General features: G+C 63.9%; 22 protein-coding genes and 2 pseudogenes. 9 read left to right on the top strand and 15 right to left on the bottom strand.

Translation table 11 applies throughout. The features are described 5' to 3' along the window. Positions 1–86: 86 nt before the first annotated feature. Complete coding sequence (locus NS1_RS31370; protein ID WP_062990351.1) at positions 87–1,118, top strand: hypothetical protein; 1,032 nt, start codon at positions 87–89, stop codon at positions 1,116–1,118. Between the two features lie 80 nt (positions 1,119–1,198). Here NS1_RS31370 and NS1_RS40450 read toward each other — a convergent pair whose 3' ends face one another. The 15 genes and pseudogenes from NS1_RS40450 to NS1_RS41955 form a co-directional block, all read right to left on the bottom strand. After that, complete coding sequence (locus tag NS1_RS40450) at positions 1,199–1,663, bottom strand: hypothetical protein (RefSeq protein ID WP_143876015.1); 465 nt, start codon at positions 1,661–1,663, stop codon at positions 1,199–1,201. A gap of 46 nt (positions 1,664–1,709) precedes the next feature. Further along, positions 1,710–2,096: a hypothetical protein gene (locus tag NS1_RS40445; RefSeq protein WP_143876016.1), complete on the bottom strand. Its 387-nt coding sequence runs from the start codon at positions 2,094–2,096 to the stop codon at positions 1,710–1,712. Positions 2,097–2,214: 118 nt separating this feature from the next. Beyond that, positions 2,215–2,651: pseudogene (locus tag NS1_RS39510) on the bottom strand (ribonucleotide-diphosphate reductase subunit beta); the annotation flags it as partial. Positions 2,652–2,813: 162 nt separating this feature from the next. Beyond that, positions 2,814–3,689 (bottom strand): SAM-dependent methyltransferase, encoded by an 876-nt coding sequence (locus tag NS1_RS31360; RefSeq protein WP_062990347.1) that lies wholly within the window; start codon positions 3,687–3,689, stop codon positions 2,814–2,816. 84 nt (positions 3,690–3,773) lie between these two features. Further along, entirely contained in the window at positions 3,774–4,571 is a 798-nt protein-coding gene (locus tag NS1_RS31355; protein ID WP_062990345.1) for a DUF8176 domain-containing protein, read from the bottom strand. Then, positions 4,568–5,848 carry a hypothetical protein gene (locus NS1_RS31350; protein WP_157125491.1) on the bottom strand — a complete coding sequence of 427 codons (1,281 nt, stop codon included), beginning with the start codon at positions 5,846–5,848 and terminating at the stop codon, positions 4,568–4,570. The genes NS1_RS31355 and NS1_RS31350 overlap by 4 nt, the downstream gene beginning before the upstream one ends. Positions 5,849–5,859: 11 nt before the next feature. Then, complete coding sequence (locus NS1_RS31345; RefSeq protein ID WP_062990341.1) at positions 5,860–6,165, bottom strand: hypothetical protein; 306 nt, start codon at positions 6,163–6,165, stop codon at positions 5,860–5,862. 62 nt (positions 6,166–6,227) lie between these two features. Beyond that, positions 6,228–6,929 carry a hypothetical protein gene (locus NS1_RS31340; protein WP_143876017.1) on the bottom strand — a complete coding sequence of 234 codons (702 nt, stop codon included), beginning with the start codon at positions 6,927–6,929 and terminating at the stop codon, positions 6,228–6,230. Continuing rightward, the gene (locus NS1_RS31335) at positions 6,926–7,468 is read right to left on the bottom strand and encodes a hypothetical protein (protein WP_062990336.1); all 543 of its coding nucleotides are present in this window, start codon (positions 7,466–7,468) and stop codon (positions 6,926–6,928) included. The genes NS1_RS31340 and NS1_RS31335 overlap by 4 nt, the downstream gene beginning before the upstream one ends. 73 nt (positions 7,469–7,541) lie before the next feature. Continuing rightward, entirely contained in the window at positions 7,542–9,284 is a 1,743-nt protein-coding gene (locus NS1_RS31330) for a cutinase family protein (RefSeq protein WP_062990334.1), read from the bottom strand. Continuing rightward, positions 9,281–9,751: a DUF4254 domain-containing protein gene (locus NS1_RS31325; protein ID WP_143876018.1), complete on the bottom strand. Its 471-nt coding sequence runs from the start codon at positions 9,749–9,751 to the stop codon at positions 9,281–9,283. Before NS1_RS31325 ends, NS1_RS31330 begins: the two co-directional genes overlap by 4 nt. Before the next feature lie 136 nt (positions 9,752–9,887). After that, positions 9,888–10,487, bottom strand: a complete 600-nt coding sequence (locus NS1_RS31320; protein WP_062990330.1) for a DUF5753 domain-containing protein — start codon at positions 10,485–10,487, stop codon at positions 9,888–9,890. 85 nt (positions 10,488–10,572) lie between these two features. Beyond that, on the bottom strand, positions 10,573–11,025 hold the full coding sequence (locus NS1_RS31315; RefSeq protein ID WP_062990328.1) for a hypothetical protein: 453 nt from the start codon (positions 11,023–11,025) through the stop codon (positions 10,573–10,575). Positions 11,026–11,248: 223 nt separating this feature from the next. Beyond that, positions 11,249–11,629 (bottom strand): hypothetical protein, encoded by a 381-nt coding sequence (locus tag NS1_RS31305; RefSeq protein WP_062990323.1) that lies wholly within the window; start codon positions 11,627–11,629, stop codon positions 11,249–11,251. Between the two features lie 1,044 nt (positions 11,630–12,673). Beyond that, positions 12,674–12,874, bottom strand: a pseudogene (locus tag NS1_RS41955) (cold shock domain-containing protein); the annotation flags it as partial. Between the two features lie 210 nt (positions 12,875–13,084). Here NS1_RS41955 and NS1_RS31295 point away from each other — a divergent pair. The 8 genes from NS1_RS31295 to NS1_RS31260 all read left to right on the top strand — a co-directional run bounded on the left by NS1_RS31295 (position 13,085) and on the right by NS1_RS31260 (position 20,615). Then, entirely contained in the window at positions 13,085–14,491 is a 1,407-nt protein-coding gene (locus tag NS1_RS31295; protein ID WP_143876019.1) for a helix-turn-helix domain-containing protein, read from the top strand. Beyond that, positions 14,482–15,189: a creatininase family protein gene (locus tag NS1_RS31290; protein WP_062990319.1), complete on the top strand. Its 708-nt coding sequence runs from the start codon at positions 14,482–14,484 to the stop codon at positions 15,187–15,189. The genes NS1_RS31295 and NS1_RS31290 overlap by 10 nt, the downstream gene beginning before the upstream one ends. 178 nt (positions 15,190–15,367) lie before the next feature. After that, the gene (locus NS1_RS31285; protein WP_062990317.1) at positions 15,368–16,642 is read left to right on the top strand and encodes a helix-turn-helix domain-containing protein; all 1,275 of its coding nucleotides are present in this window, start codon (positions 15,368–15,370) and stop codon (positions 16,640–16,642) included. A 10-nt stretch (positions 16,643–16,652) separates the two neighbouring features. Beyond that, positions 16,653–17,123, top strand: coding sequence for an SAM-dependent methyltransferase (locus tag NS1_RS31280; protein WP_062990315.1), 471 nt, complete (start codon positions 16,653–16,655; stop codon positions 17,121–17,123). Between the two features lie 79 nt (positions 17,124–17,202). After that, positions 17,203–17,490, top strand: a complete 288-nt coding sequence (locus NS1_RS31275; protein ID WP_062990313.1) for a hypothetical protein — start codon at positions 17,203–17,205, stop codon at positions 17,488–17,490. Between the two features lie 196 nt (positions 17,491–17,686). After that, positions 17,687–18,262 carry an NUDIX domain-containing protein gene (locus tag NS1_RS31270; RefSeq protein WP_062990311.1) on the top strand — a complete coding sequence of 192 codons (576 nt, stop codon included), beginning with the start codon at positions 17,687–17,689 and terminating at the stop codon, positions 18,260–18,262. Further along, entirely contained in the window at positions 18,259–18,768 is a 510-nt protein-coding gene (locus tag NS1_RS31265) for a P-loop NTPase family protein (RefSeq protein ID WP_062990309.1), read from the top strand. The genes NS1_RS31270 and NS1_RS31265 overlap by 4 nt, the downstream gene beginning before the upstream one ends. A 476-nt stretch (positions 18,769–19,244) precedes the next feature. Beyond that, the gene (locus tag NS1_RS31260; RefSeq protein WP_143876020.1) at positions 19,245–20,615 is read left to right on the top strand and encodes a hypothetical protein; all 1,371 of its coding nucleotides are present in this window, start codon (positions 19,245–19,247) and stop codon (positions 20,613–20,615) included. Positions 20,616–20,677 lie beyond the last annotated feature (62 nt).

Genomic DNA, 20,677 nt, shown 5'->3' with positions numbered 1-20,677 from the left:
TTTGTCACGGTGACGGCAACCAACCATGGTCATGCCGCCTGAAAATCAGATGAGGTATGGGATAGACGATCATGTACTGTCCATCCATGTCCAAGGCCCAAGACCGCGCGTTCCGCACGATAGCCGCCGCGGCTTGGCGCACGGTGCAGCAGAACGGTTCGCTCGCGGCTATTCTCAAGGCGCACGACGAGCGTATGCGGATGTTCACGCCACCACCACTATTCGACCAGTTGCGCCTTCCTCCGATGACTACCGCGATGAGCACGTACACCAGCGTGCTCCCCACTATTGACCTCGGTCGGCAGTTTTTTGAGCTGAACCACCTGCGCACCGCTGACTTCGACACCTACACATCGACCTTGTCGAAGCTGCGTATGGACCTTGCCCCGGTCATGAACACCTCACGCCTGTTTGTGGATTACTTTCCAAGCATCGGGTTGCCCGAGTCCATCGTCACGCCGGCCGTCAGCGATCTCCTACGCAGCCTGGCCAAGCGGTATCCGAGCAACTGGCCCGAGGACGACGCACTAGATTTCGAGCTTGCCCGCGAGATCGTCGAGGACGATGGAATCCCGATCGCGTACATCCCTCGAGCAGAGATAGTTGCTGATCTGGCTGAGGCGGATGATCGCGTCGGCCGCGTCGAAATACTGGTCGCCCGCACCGCGGACATCGTGGACGATTGCCGTGAAGCCCTCGATCGTCGAGTGCATCCCAAGGTAGCCGCCCAGAAGGTGCTGCTCGAACGGGCCATCGAAACCCTCGAGCAGGGACACCTCGAGTCGGCGCAAGCGCTCGCCGTCAATATCTGCGACACATTGATCACTGAACACATCAACGAATCGCACGGAAAGGCCAAGAATCAGTGCGTCGTCAAGAATCTGGCCGAGGCCTTCGCAACGAACACGCTGCGGTACACGTTGGGGGTTGCGCCGGTGGTGAACCTGCTGACTGAGTGGAGCCCAAAGAGCGGTAAGCCACGCCCGGCGCCGCTGTCCCGTCACGTCAGCGTCCACCGTGCGCATCCCGAGCACTACACGCCAGAGAACGCAGTTCTCGCGGTGATGGTCGCAACCAGCCTGGCCCTCGCTCTCAATGAGCGAAATTCCTGGGACTGAAGCCTAGATTCCGCGCCCCCGCGGTCTCGACAGCCTTCTCGATGACGTAACCCGCGCCGACGACCCCCGAGAAGGACCCGCTAGCCCCTCCCAAATGCCGCCACGCGAAATTCAATCCACCCGTAGGTCTGGCTGTTGCCTCCGATTACTCCGTCGGCATTCCCCCGCACGCCCGGCAGTAGTTTATCTCCGCGCACTACCCGGTCTTCTACTTTTATTAGCGGATGCTCATAAACAGCGAGATGCGCGCTTCCCGGAACATACGAAAGGGTGGTAGGTTTTGTCGAAAGGATTTTGCATCCATTCCATACTGTGATGGCATTGTCTGCGGAGAGTGTGACATTCAATACGGGATTGAAGACTGGCTTGGATTCGACCAGCAAGTCCATCCGAGCACCCCTTATGGCCTGGTCAGGGAGCGAACTGGAATTGTCAATCAATACCATAACTGAAATTTCAACATCGCCACTGATCGCGACCTCATCCGCGTACATGTTCTTGCTATCCGCCACACGGCAGTGCACATAATTTCGTTCGTCGCCCATCTGCTTATTGTCAGCAAGGCTATTGAAGACTGCGGTAGGGGAGGGTTCATTTTTGGTGTACATCTCCCGCATCGGCCCCCATCCATAGTTGTTGTTGCCAACGCCAATACCAGGTGCCGGATTCGCGGTGGATGCGATCGACGTGGTTGGCGAATTTGTCGCAGATCCGATCTTGAAGTCGACTGTGTCGCGAAAGAGCGCGAGTACGGCAGCAACGGCCCCGACCAGTCCCGCTACCCCGAGAACAACACTGTTCTTCCACCACGGGGTTGGTGGCGTGGCCGGCGAGGGTGTTGGCGACGACGCTGCGGGTGGAGGTGTCGACGAAGGCGGAGGTGTCGACGAAGAGGGGGGCGGAGTCGTCGGGTTCGACATACGGCCATTCTTGACGATTTTTCCGACGCGCATAACCCACTTGAGCGACATCGGCCATCGTTGGCGCCCTTCGCCAGGCCGACACGCTCGGCCTCCCTTCGCGAAGGAAAGATCCGCAGGGCGTCACCGAATAGCCTGGGCTACAAGCTCACCGGGAACCGGTAGATCGGTGACGGTCAAAATTCCCAGTCGTCATCCTCCGCCTCGACACCCTTCCTGATGTCGTAGCTCGACCCGGACCCAGAGAAGAAGTCGTGGTTCTCGTCGGCGTTGGGCCAGAGGGCGGACAGGATCGCGGGGTTGACCTCGCGGTCGTCGCGTGGGAACAGGCGTTCGTAGCCGAGGTTCATCAGGGCCTTGTTCGCGTTGTACCGCAGGAACTTCTCGACATCGCTGGTGACCCGATCGGGCCGTAGAGGTCGCGCGCGTACTCGACTTCGTTCTCGTAGAGCTCGTACACCAGTTCTTGCGCATCGGCTTGCTCGTCGTCGAGCTGGCCGACGCCGAGCTGGCCGACGCCGAGCTGGCCGACGCCGAGCTGGAACTTGTATCCGAAGTAGTAGCCGTGGACTGCTTCGTCGCGGACGATGAGGCGGATCATGTCGGCGGTGTTTGGTGATCGTCCCCAGTCGTGGCTATTCAGAGTGGGGAACGAGGTAGTCGTCCAAGAGGACTGTCCTTCCGATGAACTCACGATGGGTGTGCTCCGCTGAACCATGCCGATGCTATCCATCACACCGGCAGAAGGTCCGTCCCCGGTTGCACAAGCCGCCGGTCACCGAGGACCCCTCAGGTGGAGCTGGCCGATGGCAGCGTAGGCGCTCAGGTCCCACGCCCCGCGATGGCGTGGTGCGGCGGGCGACAGCCTCCGTACTCTGTCGCGGTCGTCGCCCTCGCCGTCCTCGTTCCCATTCCGGTTGTCGTCGTCGCGGCTGAGGGCTGGTACCCACCGGTGCGGGGCGATCAGACCGGGCGCGAGGAGTTGGTACTCGGCGAGCATGGCCGTGATCTCGTCTCGTCCGCGTGGGTGGTACGGGATGCCCGCGCGGCGCAGGGTTTCGGCGGCGGCCTGGACGTGCTGGGGGTAGAACTCGTCGGTGACGTGGGTGAACACGAGCCATGTCCCGACCGGGAACCGGGCGGTCAACGCCGCGAGCACGGCAGGGGCGTCACTAATCCATTCTGCGGTGCCCGACACGCACACCGCCAACGGTGCCGTCATGTCCATCACGGCGGCGACATCGCCCACGATCGTGTCAGCGTCGGTGATGTCGGTATCGGTGAAGAACCGGGTAGGTGGTTCGTGCAGCAGCGCACGCCCATGCGCGGCCACGACGGTGTCGGAGTCGACATACAACGTCTTTGCGCTGCTGTTCGCTCGTTCGGCGATGTCGTGGATATTCGGGAAGTGGGGAATGCCGCACCCGAGTTCGACGAACTGAGACACCTCGTGATGGTCGGACAGGTACTCGACCGCGCGTCGGGTGAATCGACGGGATTCGGCGACCGCGGGCCGGATCGTGCTGCTCGCCAAGGCGTCGGCTAGCACCTTGTCAGGGTCGTAGTGGTCCTTCCCGCCGAGGAACGCGCTGTGCAGGCGTGCGGGGGTCGGCTGGTCGGGGTCGATCAGGTTTGGTGGACGGGTGGTCACGGTGGGGGCTCCTGCCGCGTTCGGTGCTCGTTCATCTCGGTGTCTGTTGGTGTCGGAGGTGTGGGGTGGTGGTTGTTGGGCGGGTCATGGTGCCGCGCTGATCGCGGTGATCGTGGCTGTGCCGTCGGGCTCGGTCGCGGTGGTGATGATCAAGGCCGCCAACAGCTCTGGGGTTTTGTTCGGCCATTGCTCACGGATCTGGACCTGCCACCGGCCCGGTGCGGTCGGCACGACGGTGGCGCAGTAGCGGGTTCCGACGGGCACGGAATCTATGCCGCCCTGAATGTGCTGCGTGGATGGGACTTTCGCGTCGGCGGTGACGTATTCGCGTGCTTTAGTGGCGGATCGTTGGACGTAGTAGGCGTATTGGAAGGCGAAGATCACGCTGACCGCGCTGGTGGTGTCGCCGGGGTCGGCGCCCGAAGACAGAGCGGTGCTGCGTTTGTGGGGGCAGTCGGCGATCGCGTGTGGCGCGGTGGTCGTTGTCGGGACCGCGTGGACCATCCCGGTCAACGGTGCGGGCAAAGGCGTGCTCGCAGCTGTGTTGGATTGTTCGTCGGTGTCGGGCAGCGACTCGAGCACGACCAACACAACGATGATCACGACCGCGAAGACCGCGCCGAGGGTGGCGATGACTCGTCCGGTGCCGGGCTGGTCGGGGCGTGCGGGTGCGTAGTTACGTCCGACCTGCCGAAACCCGGGCGGCGCCTTCGGTTCGTCGGGGTCGGCGTCGGTGGGGTCCATCCAGGCCGACCAGTCGCTGGAGCGGTCGTAGTCGTCGTAGTCGTCGTCCTCGTCGAACCCGTGGTCGGCGTCGCTACTGAGATCGTCAGGTCCGGTCGGAGGGTCGGGTCGGCGCAGATCGAGTGGGTTGTCGGTCATGTCCCCACAGCTCCGATGACGGGAACCACCACCGCGACAACGTCACCGGCGATTGCTGATGGTGAGGTCGTGCCGGCTTGTGCACGCGGTTTGTGCTCGCCGTCAGTCCCGGCGGCTTGACCCGCAGCAGGCGGCACCACAGCGCCGGTGCTCGAATTCTGGCCAGGCGACACAGCGGGGCCAGGCGCGGGGGAGGGCTGGGGTTTCTGGTCGCCGTCACTGGTGGGCGCGTCTGGTTTCGGCGTGATCGGCGCGGCACCGGTATTCGATCCTGTACCGGTACTGGCACCGTTCGCGCCAGTGGCAGGTTTGTCGGAACCACCGAAGTTGAACAGCGGTGCCCCGCTACCGGTGCCGCCGTTACTGGGCACGTTCGAACCGGTCCCGGTTCCGTTCGCCGTGGGCGCGGTGCCTGTGCTGTCACCGGTATTGCCGGTGAGTGCGGCGGTGATCGTTTCACCGGCTTCGTCGCCGAGGACGTCGATGGCGTGGGTCGCGACCCCGGCGGCTTCGGTGATCAGGGTGGTCAGCACTTCGGCCCCGGAGGTGATCAATTGGGTGCCGAGGGTGGTCGCGGCGTCGATGCCGGCGGTGGCGAGGGTTTGCTGCATCGCGATGACCGGATCGGTCGATGTCGAGCTACTGCCGGTGTCGTCGATGCCTGTGTCGGTGTCGTCGTCGCTGGTCAGGGATGGGTCGCCGGTGGAAGGGCCGCCGCCGGTTCCGAGGCTGGATTTCGGTGTCGTGTAGTCGGTTTCGCGCAGCTTGCTGGTGTAGGTGTCGTAGTCGGCTTGCGCGTTGTCGACTGCGGAGAGGGAGTTGCTGTACATCTGTCGGGCCAGCTCGATGACGGTGGTGACGCCTTGCTCGTTCGGTGAAGCTTTCAGAATCCGGCGGGCTCGGGTTTCGAAGTCGTCGAGTTCGGCATCGATCGCCGCGGCGGCGGTGGTGTTGGTGCCGACTGCGGCGTCGATCAGCGTGGCGAACTCTCCAGTTTGGTCGCTGCCCTCGACCAGGCTGGTGCGGGAGGCGCGGATCGCGGGGATCGCGGAGTTAGCAGCTGTGGAGCTCCAGCTCGATTCGAGATCGGTTGCCTGCAGGCGGTAGGGCGCCTCGGTCGAGTCGAGTTGGCTGATCGCGTTGTTGAGCAGGCCCAGTGCCTCGGCTGGGTCGCCGGTGCCGTCCACGCTGGTGCGCAGCTCGCGGATCGGTGCCGACAGGTAGGCGATGATCGCATCGGGATCTGGCGCCACCTGGCTGCTGGTCGAGGTTTTCACACGCCCGGCCATCACAACTGCCCGATGTTGTCGAGGCCGTCGCCGATGCGCTGATCGAGCCCGCTGATCTGGGCGCGGTAGGTCGCGACGTGGTCGGCTTGATCGGTCACCGTGTGCGCGCAGCCGCCGAGATGGTTGGCGTGGTTGGTCATCGCGGTGATCAGCAAAGCCCGAAAGTCTTCGCCGATCAGCCCCAACCCGGGCACCGCGTCGACCGCTGCGGTGGTGGTGTTCGTGGCGTGGGATACCTCGGCGGCGATGTATGTGCCGGTGGTGGCGAATTGGTGTGCGGTGGCGGGATCGAAGTCCAGTGTCATGTGGTGGCCCCCTGGCAGTGGTACGGGTGTAGGTAGGTAGGACGGGTGACGGTGTGTGAAGGTCAGCGTGCGGTCAGCTCGACACGGCGCGGCCGAGCCTGATGAAGCGGCGGAGCCTGATGAGAGATGAGGGCTGTCGAAGACCGTGCGGGCGGTTCGATCTGGTCGAGCAGGGCCACGATGTCGAGGTCGGTCGAATCGAGGAGTTTCAGGTGGCGTGCACCCTGGGCGGCGGCGGCGAACGCTTCGACGAGGACCGTGCGTTCGGCCAGCTGTTCGGGTGGGGTGCCGGGTGCGAACCCGTGTGCGATCACCGCGTTCAACAGCTCTGCGCCGGCCTCGGGGATGTCGTAGGCGAGATCGATCATCGTCATGATTTCCGATTCGAACCCCGTCCGGAACTTCCAGAGCCCGGCCAGATCGGAGAGCACTTGCGATCCGTAATAGCAGCGCAGATCCGGCACCGGATTGTGCGCTGCCAGCGCGCGGGCGTGGCGCCAGCATTGATCGATGCGGGCAGAGAGAAGTCGGCGTGCTTGCTGGTGGAGTCCGTGGTGGATGACGATGTCGCATCCGACTTCCACCCCGACCGAGCGCGAACCCCTGGTCACGGTGCGGACGCGGGGATGCACGGTGAGGTAGACCAGGGCGAGGCAGGTGGGGTTGAACGCGAGCCCGACAACGGTGTCGGGGCCGTGTCGGACCATCGCTGCGGTGGGGGCGCTGATGTTGCTGTAGTGCAACATCGGGCGAGTAGTCGTCATGGTTGGCTGCTTCGGGGCACGGCGCCCAGCTCGATGCGCTGCGGTCGGGGGACCGGCGGCAAACCGTCGCAACGGCGACGAGGCTGGCGACGACCTTTGGCCAGGCCCCGCATCAGCTTGTCGAACTGTCGGCCGGATTCGAGGAACGCCGGACCGAGCGGGCACTGGCCCAGGTGCGGCGGCCATTTGTCGAAGAGCACGGTGAACATAGCGATGCGACCGACCAGTTCCCCGGCGGTGACGAGCTCGGGGGAGTCGTCGTCGATCAGGACCGCTGTGTCGTGTCGGTTCCCGATATGCCAGCTGATCTCGTCATCGATCACCCGGGCGATGGTGCGACTGAGATCGGTCGCGGCTTTGGGGATCTCGTAGTGCTGCCATTCACTGATGGTCGCCGGGTCCACGTCTGTGAGGTAGATCGTCCACATCGTGACGAAGACGTGCGTGGCGTGCTCGAGCGAGGTCGTCGACTTTTGCGCGCCGTTCCACACCGTGAGCAACCGGTTGGTGTCGGGCAACGGTGCGATTCTTCTGTTCATCGGTCTCCGATCGATCGGTGAGGACTGCTGGTTACGGGCAGTGCGCTGCCAGACAGCGGAGGGGTTGGGGGAGTTAGCGAGTGGGGTCGGTGATGCCGGGCTGGCGGGCAACGGTCGAGCTAGTCGGGGGGTGGGTCGCGTCGGCGCTGACGCCGGGCTGGCTTGGGCCGACCACGGTCACCGGAACGGTGGCCGGTAGTTGTGGCAGCTCGGTGGGTGGTGCCGCGATGTGTTGGGGGGCTCCCACCACCTCGACCGGCAAGGGGCTCGGTCCTCGTGAGGTGGTGGGAGCTGGAAGGTCCACGCTGAACGGCGCGGACGAGGTCGAGACGAGCACCGAGCGCGTGAGGGTAGCGGTCGGCGACGGAGGTGAAACTTCACCAGTGCGCGCCGGTAACAAGGGTGCGGCGGCGGCGTCGTGGGCGACGGCGGCAAGCCACGATCCCGCCCACGCGGCAGGGGAGGGCCCGTCACCGACGGCATGGGAGTAGGCGTCGTGCCGCATTCCGGTTTCCCAGATCCGCACCCACGTGGTGAGGTCGAGCAGGTCGCGGTTGTCGGCAACCTCGCGCCGCACGACATCGAATGCCGTCGAGATCAGTCGATCTCCGGTCGTCGGCGCCACCAGGTCGGCGACCGCACTGGTGAACTTCTCGCCCAGCATGACGACAGCGGCGGCCGGATTGGACAGTGCGACAGCCGCCAGCTGGGTGAGGGCGGCGGGGTTGAGCACCGACGCGACAACAGCGTTGACCGCGTCGAACCCGATAGTTCCGACACGTGTCACGGCGGCGAGGGCGGCGTTGACATCCAACCCGGCCCGCGGGTCCGAGGCATCCGCGAGGCGCTGCGATATCGACTTCTGCGGTGAAATGCTCAGCGTGCCATATGAGTCAACAACAGCGATGTCGTCGAGGACGGTGGCTGCTGCGTTGAGCGAGGTGTAGGCGAGGGCTTGCCCGATCGAGATCAGCGAGCCGATCGGGTCCCCGGTCGAAATCAGCGACTGCGAAGCCACCCCCGCGGCGGCACGCAAGATCGCCGACCCCTCGGGGGTGTCGCAGGCCAGATCACCGGAGACGCAGACACTGGCCACTCGGCCGGTCAGTGCGCCGAAATCTTCGGCGATGTCACGCTGCGGGCCGATCCCACCACCCGCAACCCCTGATCGGACCGGCGCTGCGGGCAGTGCTGCCAGATGTTTTCCACTGGTTCCTGGCGCCGGGGCCGGTGCGGAGGCTTCGGTGCCAGGGAACAATCCCGTGCCGGGGCTTCGGGTCGGGTCGGCCATCAAGATCACCGCCGCGATCACACTGGGATCGACGACCCCGTGGCCCGCACCGATCTGCTGGGCCACGATCGAGGCGACATGCGAGCCCTGCGAATAGCTCACCAACCCCACCCTGGTTCGCGGACACACCGAATGAAGCTGCGCCATCATCGATTCCGTGCGCACCACGCCGGTAGCGACCGATTCGGCGTACGGAACGAGCGAGGCACCGACCGCGCCACCGAAGCCCGCCGGATAAGGCACATAGGCGCGATCGACCAGACCCGGATCGGAAGCGGCGGCCATCATCGGCCGCATCACCAGCGACAACATCCCGGTGTCAGTGCTCGGCGCGGCATCCGGTGAGGACTCACCGGTGCCCTGAACAGCGAACACATACAGCGCTGGACATTTCGTGAGCGACAGCGACGTCGAAGGGGCCGGTGTCGTCGTCGGTGACGCCGAGGCCACGCACACCTCAGGTGCGCCCGAGACGAAGACCGCGACGCAAGCGACGATCGCCGCGGTCCTTCGGGTGAGTGTCATCGCTTCTCCTGCAAGGGAATCAAGTCGGAGCGGGTGCTCCACCAGATGCTCAACGGGACCCGCCGACGTCCGGCGAGCAGATCGTCGGTGAGCGCGTCGAGCCCGCGCACCAGCTCATCGAGCGGGCCCCACACCGCAGACAACCGGTCGAGGTCGACGGGGCGGCCCGGCGACGCGGCGTGGTCGGCCATCCTGACCAGCACCATCGAGACCGTTTCGGTGTGCAGCACCGCTGACTCGACCGGGATCGGCAGGACCTGATCGACGTAGGTGTCGATGCGCCGCATCTGCCCGATCCGCGCCCTGCTGACTTCGTCGTCGGCGGCGCGGGTGGCCAGACGGACCAGCTCGGCCGCGGCGGCGAGGAGAGGATGGGTCAGCTGGTGGCTGCTGGCCCGTCCGAACATCGCTTGCAGCACGACCCGCCCTGATGGAAGCGACGGTGACGGCTCGTTTGCGCTGGTCATCGACGAAGCTCCTTGCGAACAGCGCACACTCGCGACCTTGCGGCGTCGGTGTGGTGGTGAATCAGATCGGGGGCAGAACAACTCGCGACCACGCCGCCGTCGAGCCGGTTGGCTCGGCGGTGGACGACGGTGACGGCTAGTCGGTGTGGGTAGCTAGTGCTCGGGTGAGCAGGACCCGCGCGTCGTCGCCGTAGACGGCTTGGTTCTGGAGCAGGGCGAAGGTGCGCTCAGCGAGTGCGATGTCGTCGGGGCGGGTGGCGATGACTTCACCGGTGACGGTTTCGATCTCGACCGCAGAGCTGTCGTGGATAACGAAAGCCAAGGTGGCGGCTACGAATTCGGCGCTGAGCGCGACGATCCCGATGCGAAGGTTCGGGCGGGAGTCCAGGTCATCGATCAACGCCTTGATCTGAGCGCGCATCACCGCGGCGCTACCGACCGTGCGATGCAAGGCCCACTCGCCGATGAGGAACTCGAACGTGTGGGGTTCGCGGTCGAGGATCAGTTGGCGTTGCATCCGGGCCGCGACGACCTCGTCGAGATCGTTCGGAACGCCCAGGACTCCGATGCAGGCGGTCAGGACCGCCCGTGCGTAGTCCTCGGTCTGGGCCAGTCCGATGACCAATTCCGGGTTCCATGCGCGCTGGCGGGTGACACCACTCTCGATGTCGATCAGGCTGCGCTGCAGCGCAGCCAGGCCGGACTCGGTCCGGGCGTACCAACTCGCATAGGTCATGTCAGTTCCGTATCTGTGTGGTGGTGGGGACGCCGGTCGGCGCCCGGCGAATCGGGGATGTTGGTTCAGTTGGCGTGGTGGTCGGTCACGCGGCGTGCAGCGCGGCGCGCGCGGCGTCGAGGGTGAAGCTGATCAGCAACTCGAAATCGGCGAGACTGTCCGGGCGGGGTTCATCGAGCCAGACACGGGTCTCGTCTCCCGGGGTGGGCAGTGGGATCGGGGAACCGGGGGCGGTACGGATGGCCTGCACCGTCGAGGTAGGCGGAAACAAGCTGATCGCCCGGGTATCGCCGACCTTGGGCGCGGTGGTCAAGAAGGTGCGGGTCCGGGTGGCGACGTTGTCCACGACCGGCGTGATCACCCTGCTGTGGCGCAGCGTGTCCAGGACCAGGTCCGCCAATCCCGAACACACTTGGATCCCGTGAACAGTCTTGGCGGGCAGGATGATCTGGTCGTATCCGTCGAGCTCGACGCGCCAACCAAGGCTCCGGTAGGCGATGCAGCGATCGGCAGGGGTTTGGGTCAGGGGTGTAGCCACAGTTCCTCGCAGGGCATTCGGTTTATCGGGAGAAATCCGTCCCGAATCTCGGTAGCGGTGATGGATGGATGGGGATGGGAAAGCCAGTCACGCAGAAAGTTCCGCACCGCGGTGCGGCAGCCGCGGAAGTCGACCACCAGCCCGGCGCTGATCACCCGTAGGTGGGTGTCGGGTTCGTCGGGGCGAGGTGATCGCGGCAGCGGCATAGCGAACCTCCGGTGCCCTACCGGCACGCCAAGATCGCGGTGACGACGACCTCGGCGGTAGGCCGATACGGATCCAGTGGTTCGAACGGCAGCCAGCGTCGCGCGGGATCACGTGGTGAGGGCAGTAGCACCTCGTCACCGTCGGGCATCAGCACGGCCTCGACGGCCGATAGTGCCGCATAGGTACTCGAGCTACGCAGGTATGACGGTGGCGGCCTGGTCATCATTGTCGCCACAGGACGGCGGGAGCTGGTGTCGAGGATGACTGGTCCCGGCCACGCCATCTCCGCAACGACTCGCTGACACAGCGCAGACGGCAACACGATCGCGCCGATGGTGCCGGTCCGCACGACGATCTGGCCGGTGGATTCCCGGGCGAACGCATCGAATCCACACACCTGCCGGTAAACGGTCGCCTGACGAATAACCTTGTCGGTCGCTAGAACTCGTCCGCGAGTCATCGTGATTCGCCCCGTTCTACACAGGCACGCACCGCACGCAGAACCGTTGTGGTCCCCGGGCGCTGCGGGCTATGTGGTGGCAGCTCCCAAAGACGGACAGGGTCGTCGTTTCTCGCGGTCGGCGTCGGAAGTCCGATCTGCACGCCGGAAGCCATGACCACCACGTTGTGGTCCCACAACGAGGCGGCCTCGGCGGCGGGGATATCGAGTCGGAATTCGGATCTGGTGAGGAAGGTCCACGACCCTGACTGGGGATGGGACACGATCGGTCCACATTCTTCAGCTCGTCTGTCCAACTCCGCGCGCATTCGTCGACCGAGAGGGGCAGGGACCATGACCGCCTGTACACGACCCGCGATGACGACGATCTGGTCGGTAAGGGGGTCGAGGACGGCTGGAAGCTGGCAGACCTCTCGGTAGTAGGTGCAACGCGATGCCGCGGTGACGCCCACGAAATCCAACACAGTGTCGCCGGAAGTCGTTGTGCACGGGGGGTGGTCCATGGGAGCTGTGGATGGTGTCCGCGCCGGAAACGCGTTCATTCGTTGCCTCCACGGACGTAGCCGGTTCTCACTGTCGAGCGCGCAATGATGGCCAGGAGTCGATGTCGGGTGGCCGGTCCGGTGGTGATGGCTGTCAAAGCCTTGTCTACTGCTGCGGATCGGCGGGTCCTCGCTCGCCACCGAAGCCGACCTGTGGGTTCGGATTTGAGTTCGGTGACGCAGGCTTCCAGCTCGTCCGGACGATGGCGGGCCGCCCATCGCAGGATGGCTTGTAGCTCATGGCTTCTTCTGTTCCACACCGCCTCGACCCCCAACTGGTATGCGCGTGTTTGGTTTCGTTCAGACAACCAGCGGCAGGTGGTGCCGACTAGAGATTTGGTGTCCACAGCGCATCCACATCCGCGGCTGGTGTTGTGGTGGCCGTCGGGAATTCAGTGCCCGTTGCTGGATCCGGTTGCTGATCGGAGGGGCCGGTGTCGATCAGCCGCACGTCGGCTGCCTGGGGACCACGGCTGCCTTTGGTGATCTCGAACTGCACGGGCGCACCGTCGGCGAGGCTTCGGTAGCCTTGGCCGATGATGCCGGAGTAGTGGACGAAGACATCAGGGCCGTCTGCGCGGGAAATGAACCCGAACCCCTTTTCGGCGCTGAACCACTTCACAATTCCGTTGGTGGACATCTGATACGGCCTCCTTGATCCTGTTCGGTCTCCCCGTCGCCGGTCTTCCGATGTGAGGAGCTACGCAAATTCCGGGTTGCTGGCGGCGAATTGACCTGCCGTCAGGCTTTAGCGCTGGTAGTCATCGTGGGCGTTGGTCGGCTCCGGCTGTAGTGCTCGGGTGAATAGGTTTGATTCACTGCGAGATCGGTCGAGGATTAGGGTGGACAGATGGCGTCATCGCCTGGGTTCCGAGGCTGCGTTCGGTGCCGACGGCCCGCCGTCGGCACCGACGCGCGTTCGCTGTGCGTCGACTGCGCGCACGCGTCATACGCCTCACGGTTGCCCGCCGCGCAGTGGTGGACCGGTGAGTTGCGAGATGCTCTGCGCAGCAGGGATATCGGGTCGATCCTCGCGGCGTACCGGCATCACCCCGCGCACGGGCACCGCCCGCTGCCGCAATCGGAGTTGGCGCGCTGGCTGGGCATCTCGCAGCCGCGACTGTGCCGGCTCGAAAACCACCGTGCCCAACTCGATGACACGGTCTTGGCGACGATCGCCCACATCCTCGGAATCCCAGAAGAGCTTCTCTGGTTCGACCTCCAGTCGAAAACGCCTCCGGCACAGGGCATCGCGCCGGTGCGGCTCCCTAGCGGCCAAACGGTCCCAGCATCGAACGCAGCGACGGAGGACCCGCTCGCCGAAACGCACCTCGCGACGCTGACCCACTACGCGAATCTCGACATGCTCGCAGGTCCGCACGATCTGCTCGATGTCGTCGAAAGCCAGTTCGCAACAATAGATTCCGCGATGCGAACCAGTCGGGGGCGGCGTCACGAGAAGCTGCTCTACACTTCCGCCCGGTTCGCCGAATTCCTGGGCTGGCTGCACCAAGACGCCGGAAACCTCAACACCGCGATGAGATGGTCGAACGAAGCCCAGAATCGTGCGGAGCAGAGCGGCGACGTCCAACTGCGGGCTTACGTCCTGATGCGCAAATCCAACATCGCAGCCGACTCCGACAACACCACCTTGGCAGTCGATCTGGTCGACGAAGCACTCACCAGAACAGTCGGACTGACCGTGCGGCAACGCTCGGTCCTGTTGCGGCAAAAAGGTCACGCCTACGCACAACGAACCGCGATCACCGGCGACCGAAGAGACCGCCGAACATGTGTCGATGCACTGGCGGAGGCCGCGACGCTCGCTTCCGACGACAACACGGATCCCAACGACTTGGCGCAATACTGTTCATCGGGCTATATCGCGATGGAAGCCGCACACTGCTGGGTCCAACTCGGCCGCCCCGAGAAGGCCCTGGCGACCCTCGAATCAGGCCTCGCGGATTGGACACCCGGCAACCACCGCGACCTCGGGATGGGCTTTGCCCGGCTCGCGACCGCCTACGCTGGCGTCAGCCAACCCGACCAAGCCCTCGACGTCGCCAGGCATGCGCTGACAATCCACTCCGACACCGGCTCACACCGGACGATCCAGCAGTTGAAGCAAGTAGGCGTCGCGCTCGCGGCCCGAGGACACCGCAGCCACATCCTCGACTTCGCCGCTATGCTGCGCGCACACATGGCGACAGCCCAGGTCGCCTCAGTAACCCACGATGAGGAGTTCGAGTGGAGCTGATCACGACTGCCACCTCGACCGACGTCGCACGTCTCGACAGTACGGTCGCGGTCCTGCCCGTCGGCAGCTTCGAACAACACGGCGATCACCTCCCGTTGATCACCGACACAGCCATCGCCTGCCTGATCGCCGAACGAATCGCCACCACATATCAACTCGTGCTGCTGCCGCCGATCACCTTTTCCTGCAGCCACGAACACGAGACCTTCCCCGGCACTGTCAGCATCAGCGCATCCACCCTGACGGTGATGATCGACGACATCAGAACTTCCCTAAAGAGAAGCGCAATCACCACCCTGGTCATCGTCAACGGCCACGGCGGAAACTATGTCCTGTCCAACATCGCCGCCGAAGCCAACGTCAGCGGCCGTAACGTCGCGCTCTACCCCGGTCGCGTGGACTGGGAAGCTGCTCGAACGCAAGCGGCGATGGTGAGCGACATGCACGACGACATGCACGGCGGCGAGCTCGAAACATCAATCCTGTTGTATGCCCGCCCGGAACTGGTGCGTGACTCCTATCGCGACGCCGATCACCTCGCAACAGAACGACGGCACTTCCTCCTGACTGGAATGGCCGAATACACCCCCACAGGCATCATTGGTCTCCCCTCGGCCGCCACCGCCGCCAAAGGCGAAGCCGCGCTCGCGAGCCTCACCGATTCGTTTGCGAGCTACCTTGAAGCAACCAAACGATAGCTACTTGATCTTGTGAAGCTGCCGGGTTCTCGCCGAAAACTGAGCTGCGGACATCTTGAAAAACTGTGCTGTACAACTGATTCCTAGCGGTCGAGAGCACCAGTGTGTCGCTAGGACGCAGGTTCACTGCACGGAGCGTTATCCACAACGTGTCCACAGAATGGCATGATTCGACAGCATGGACAGTCACGCCGCTATCGTCGGTGCGCAGCTCCGAGCCGCCCGCGAGGCCGCAGGCGTTTCGTTGGCTGCGTTGGCGGCCGAAATTCACCGGGGGAAGTCCGCGCTGGCCTACTACGAGACCGGTGAGCGCACACCGCCGCCGGATGTCATAGCGTGTTACGAGAAGCGATTCGGTGGCCTTCAAGATCCAGTCGCTACCCTCGCCGACCTTGGAAAGGCTGACGTGGAAAGACGCGCGTTCCTGCGTGGCGGGTACTCGACAGCGCTGGGCGCCTCGGTATTGCGGCCTGGATGGCTGGACACCTCCGCACCAGTATCAAGAGCGCAGAGCGCGATCCGGCACGTCGGATCTTCCGATGTCACCGACGTCCGCAACGTCATGACGCTGTTCTCCCAGATCGAACAGCGCATGGGGGGTGGCCACGGGCGACGCGCTGTTGTCCAGTACCTCAGCAGTGAGGTCGTCGACTACCTCAACGGCACCTACACCGACGAAGTCGTGCGCCGAGATATGTTCTCGGCAGCGGCCGAGATGGCGTACTTGGCAGGTTGGATGGCCTTCGACAACGACGAGCATTCCGCGGCTCAGCGCTATTTCGCGACGGCGACCAAACTCGCCGCCGAGGCGGAGGATGCGCCGTTGACCGGCCACATCTTGCGTGCGATGGCGCACCAGGCGATCGACCTCGGACACGCCGCAGAGGGGCTCGAATTGGCCGCGGCTTCCGTCGCTGGCTCCCGGTACAGCACTGCTACCCCCCGCGAGCGAGCATTGCTCAAGATTGTCCACGCGAAAGCCCTCAGCGTTGCCGGCCGACGTTCGGAGGCTGCGAAGGCTGTGATTGTCGCCGAACAGGACCTCGCCTCGGCATCGAGCTCAATCGCTGAACCCTCGCGGGTGTTCTTCTTCACCGAGGCCAGCCTGGCCCACGAAACTGCGTGTGTTCTCCGTGACTCCGGTGACCTGCACGGCGCTGCTGAACAGTTCGACCGCAGTGTGCGCAAACGGAAAGCACAGGCATTTGCACGAACTCATGCGGTCACCCTCGGCTACCTAGGGGCGGTGCAAGCGAGACAGGGCGACCTCGAAGTAGCTTGCGCAACATGGAAGTCCGCGCTGGTGTCGATGGGTCAGGTTCAATCTGGTCGCACACGCGCCGTGGCACACGGTATCCGGGCGGCCGTCGCGCCGCATCGTGGTTCGGCGGTGGAGGGGCTGGCCGAAATCGATAACCGAGCCTCTGAATACCTGCAAGCACAAGGGAAATAGGAACGCAGCAATGACTGATGAGAAGTTCGAAGTGGTACCGATCGCGCACGTGGTCGGTGGGCGCCGTGAACCCACGGACGATCAGTGGGGTGACACAGAGACGATCATCAGGATCGATGACCCTCGGTTCAGTGAAGATTCCGTCAAGGGGCTCGACCAATTTTCCCATGTTGAGGTCGTGTTCCGGTTCCATCTGACCGATCAATCCGATCTCCACTTAGGTGCCCGCAGCGCGCGCGACAACCCTGAGTGGCCCGAGGTCGGGATCTTCGGGCACCGCAACATGCGTCGCGTCAACTGGCTCGGAGTCTCCCGCGCCCGACTGCTTCGCATCGACGGTCTCGACCTCCACGTCGCTGAACTAGACGCCGTCGACGGCACTCCCGTGTTCGATATCAAGCCGTGGTTCGCCGAGTTCGGGCCTCGCGGCGACGTCGAGCAGGCGCCCTGGTCGACCGAGATGCTCAAGAACTACTTCTAACCGTGCGATCTGCTCCCGGCGCGGCCAGCAACGCTGAGGAGCCTCTGCTCGAAGACAAATGCCGGAAAGGCGCAGCCGCATGGGCGATCAGGACGGCATCGACTTCAATGGTGCAAGCACCGGGGACGACTATTGCGTTCTCCCTGATGGTCGGGTGCCGTTCTGGGTGATGCTGACCGTGGGCGATGACGCTCACTGCGTGACGCCATGGCACACGCACCAGGCCCCGTTGATCCTGTCAGCCGCGGTGATCGGCCGCGACTGCACCATCCCGGCCGGCGAAGCCATCGGCCGGGAGTTCACCGCCGCTGGCGGCCGGGGCGAACCATTGCACGACTTCCGGCTTGTGCACGATCCACGACTGTAGGGCTCCGAACTCGCAGGACCTCGCACCTGGCGACGTGGCTGGACCTTGCCGGAGGGCTGTTGGTCGACAGAGGATGCACTGTTGCTCGGTCACCTCAACACTCAGAACGAGGGAAACTGGCTCGAACCGAGTAGGTCGCGTCAGGTGCTGACGGACCCCGGATTGGTGTCGGAGGCCGCGGCTATCCTCGCGCGCCATGGACCCCTCTACCGCTGCCGTCGCCGAGCTGATCGCCGCGATGGCCCCGTTCGACGATCTCGAACAGCAACACATCGAACAGACCCTGGACTGGCTCGCCGCAACGACCGATGTTTACCGTCGCATTTCGCCTGCGACGCCATCGCCGCACCTGGTGGCCTATGTGGTCTTGGTCGACCCCACCGAGCGTGGCCTTTACCTCGGTCAGCACCGCAAGTCCGGCCTTCACCTCCCGATGGGCGGGCATCTAGATCCCTTCGAGCATCCGTTCGCCGCAGCGCGCCGAGAAGCCCGTGAGGAACTGGGCATCGACGCGAGCTTCGATGTCGTCGGCCAACGGCCACTGCTTCTGACCGTGACTTCGACCATCGGCCCCACCACCGGACACGTGGACGTTTCGCTGTGGTTCGTCGCCCGTGGCGATCGGACCAGCCGCCCAGATCTCGACCCGGGCGAGTTCGACGGTGGTCAGTGGTGGGATCTCGACCCCCACGGCCTACCCGATACGGACCCACACCTCGGCCGGTTCATCCGCAAGCTCGACACCGTCCTGCAACCCACGACCGTCCGATGAAACCACTGGTAGTGATCCGTGGAAACTCGGCCTCGGGCAAATCGACCACCGCGATCGCAGTCCAGCGCCGATTCGAACATGGGCAATGCGCGGTGATCTCCCAGGATCTGGTGCGGCGGAACATGCTCCGGGAACCGGACGAGGCGGGCGCGTTCAACATCGACCTGATCGAGGAGATCGCCCGTTCGTGTTCGGGGCGGGGGATGGTGGTGATCATCGAGGGAATCCTCCATGCCCACCGGTACGGGAGCATGCTCGGCCGGCTCACACATTGGGTGGAAAGGTCGTTGTTCTACAGTTTCGATCTCACCTTCGCCCAGACCCTGGACCGTCACGCGGGGCGCCCACAGGCGGCGACGATTCCACCGGAGCAGATGGCCTCGTGGTATCACGGCTGGCAGCCGCTGCCGTTCGTCGAAGAAGTCCGCATCGATGCGAGCTGGACTCTCGATGCCGCGACAGACCGGATCTATCGCGACATCGAACACAGCCGTGGCCCAGCGTGATGAGCGGAGTCGCAGGCTGTTGGGCAGTGCGGGGCAACCAGTCGAGGATCTCGATGCGATCCAGCGACCGCTCGCCGGTGAAGACCTTACCTACTTCGAGTCCCTGTCGTCGGTGTGCTGGCGCGGATCGGCCTGTCACAGTGGTGGCCGTGGCGTATGTCGTTGTCGGCAAAGAGGACTGGCTGGTGTGGGGCTCTCGTGTGGTTGCCGACGAACCCGGGTTCTGTGAGGTGCGAGGTTCGGGAATCGTGGCGCCGCGCGCGGGTTGATGCGGTCGTGGCGGTTGCTCGCGACCTGGGCTGCTTGCGCTACTGGCGCAAGGTCGAAGTCGACGGTCTGGATGGAATTTGGGCATTGTGTAGACGCGGCCGGTGCGCTTTGACATCGAGTAGTTGGTCGCGCGATGATCATGCAGCGTTCATTGACGAGCGCGTGTTACGGCATTTTCTTCATGGGGGTTAATAATAAGTACCAGCGTGCCCGAGAGTGCGGCGAATAGCGGATCCAGTGAATTGGCTGACCATCGAGATGTCGCACCTTTTGTAGACAATCACTTGAGTAGCTCGACATCGCGAACGGCTGTCTTTTTGATCAGCGCGTCTGTGATTTACGGCGTGCTCACTATCGGTCTCCTCATATTATCGCGGACGAGCCCGGACCGCGCCCGTGAGCTCAGCCTCAAACTCACCATCGACACCTCGACGGGCATTGACCTGCTCGCAGTCATCGCGACGGTTGTCGTCGCGCTCAACATCGCCGCGTGGTGGACTCGAACCTCAAGCCCGTCGCAGGCAACCGCAACCGCATCCGAAAGCACGGAGAGGCTGAAGGGGCGGGCAGCTGAATTCGCGCGACATCTGCACTTCTCCGATGCTGCGTTGGCGTTGGGATTGACCGCTGCGGTCGTCGGCCTTGCATCGCTCGCCGATGCTGTCCATGACGACAACCTGCTAACCGGAGTCGTGATCGTTGTTATTGCTACGGCGATCTCGATTATCAGCATCGACTCACAGTCAGGGCTCCGTGACAGTCTGGCGCTCAGTAGGGCGTTGACCAGGCATCGTCAGAGGTCCGACCTAGCTAGGCTCAACAACATCGTCCGTGAGCCGACAACAGGAGATGATGAGTCTCCTCCGAGATGGTCAGATCTTGCAACGTCGGCCCGCTGGGCAGGCCACGCATGGAGCCGACGGCTCTGGTGGGCATACGAAGTCATCGTCGTTGTCTCGATAACGGTTGCTGGTCCAGCGGTGGTTGTCGGCACCGATCGGCTGATCCGCTCGGATACCGAAGGCTATTGGCAAGGGTTGGTGTGGCTTATCGTCGCAACCCTCGGGTATTGGGCAATTGTGTCAGTTCTCATCCTCATGCCACTTTGGTTGATTGTGTGTCGCCCCGTTTTCACTGCGAGGGCGATAGCAGCTATCTGCGCTGGTTTGCTTGCCCTCTTCATCGCTTTGCCGTTCGTCTACATCGGTACTGCCGATGACTCGATCGTGGTCCGTTTGACACAGGGTGCTGCCAGCTCATGGTGGATTCTTGCACCCATTATTATCATGATTCGCTCCCTGGTGACACGCGATGACCATGTGCGATGGTTCCCCGCGAGGTTTGCTAGACGCGCGCTCAGACGCTTGATCTGCCTACAGATCGCCAGTCTCAAGAAGCAGCTCGGAATTGGGACGCAGGAATCAGGATCGTCGGGCGCGGCTATCCCGAATTGGCTTCAGTTCTGGACGATCCCGATGTTGTTGGTCTCAGCGTCGCGAAGATGGTACCGGTCGGCATCCGGAATGGAGATACCGCAACCGCAACCGCAACGGCCTACCGACCTCGCATCATCATGACCGTGTGGGACCGCGGCGCGTAGCGCTACGAACCGATGGTGGCCGACTAGTCCCCACCATAC

Source organism: Nocardia salmonicida NBRC 13393 (assembly GCF_001613085.1).
GTDB classification, from domain to species: Bacteria; Actinomycetota; Actinomycetes; order Mycobacteriales; family Mycobacteriaceae; genus Nocardia; species Nocardia salmonicida.
The sequence above is the reverse complement of the archived record's forward strand: the minus strand, read 5'-3'. Positions and strand labels throughout refer to the sequence as shown.

Bases quoted from the DNA above. Each gene is read 5' to 3' on its own strand.
- NS1_RS31275 (WP_062990313.1), top strand. From the start codon at position 17,203: ATGGGCGATCAGGACGGCATCGACTTCAATGGTGCAAGCACCGGGGAC.
- NS1_RS40450 (WP_143876015.1), bottom strand. From the start codon at position 1,663: ATGGGCGACGAACGAAATTATGTGCACTGCCGTGTGGCGGATAGCAAG.
- NS1_RS31330 (WP_062990334.1), bottom strand. From the start codon at position 9,284: ATGACACTCACCCGAAGGACCGCGGCGATCGTCGCTTGCGTCGCGGTC.
- NS1_RS31335 (WP_062990336.1), bottom strand. From the start codon at position 7,468: ATGAACAGAAGAATCGCACCGTTGCCCGACACCAACCGGTTGCTCACG.
- NS1_RS31285 (WP_062990317.1), top strand. From the start codon at position 15,368: ATGGACAGTCACGCCGCTATCGTCGGTGCGCAGCTCCGAGCCGCCCGC.
- NS1_RS31280 (WP_062990315.1), top strand. From the start codon at position 16,653: ATGACTGATGAGAAGTTCGAAGTGGTACCGATCGCGCACGTGGTCGGT.
- NS1_RS31370 (WP_062990351.1), top strand. From the start codon at position 87: ATGTCCAAGGCCCAAGACCGCGCGTTCCGCACGATAGCCGCCGCGGCT.
- NS1_RS31345 (WP_062990341.1), bottom strand. From the start codon at position 6,165: ATGACACTGGACTTCGATCCCGCCACCGCACACCAATTCGCCACCACC.
- NS1_RS31320 (WP_062990330.1), bottom strand. From the start codon at position 10,487: ATGACCTATGCGAGTTGGTACGCCCGGACCGAGTCCGGCCTGGCTGCG.
- NS1_RS31270 (WP_062990311.1), top strand. From the start codon at position 17,687: ATGGACCCCTCTACCGCTGCCGTCGCCGAGCTGATCGCCGCGATGGCC.
- NS1_RS31265 (WP_062990309.1), top strand. From the start codon at position 18,259: ATGAAACCACTGGTAGTGATCCGTGGAAACTCGGCCTCGGGCAAATCG.
- NS1_RS31325 (WP_143876018.1), bottom strand. From the start codon at position 9,751: ATGACCAGCGCAAACGAGCCGTCACCGTCGCTTCCATCAGGGCGGGTC.
- NS1_RS40445 (WP_143876016.1), bottom strand. From the start codon at position 2,096: ATGGCCGATGTCGCTCAAGTGGGTTATGCGCGTCGGAAAAATCGTCAA.
- NS1_RS31340 (WP_143876017.1), bottom strand. From the start codon at position 6,929: ATGACGACTACTCGCCCGATGTTGCACTACAGCAACATCAGCGCCCCC.
- NS1_RS31295 (WP_143876019.1), top strand. From the start codon at position 13,085: ATGGCGTCATCGCCTGGGTTCCGAGGCTGCGTTCGGTGCCGACGGCCC.
- NS1_RS31355 (WP_062990345.1), bottom strand. From the start codon at position 4,571: ATGACCGACAACCCACTCGATCTGCGCCGACCCGACCCTCCGACCGGA.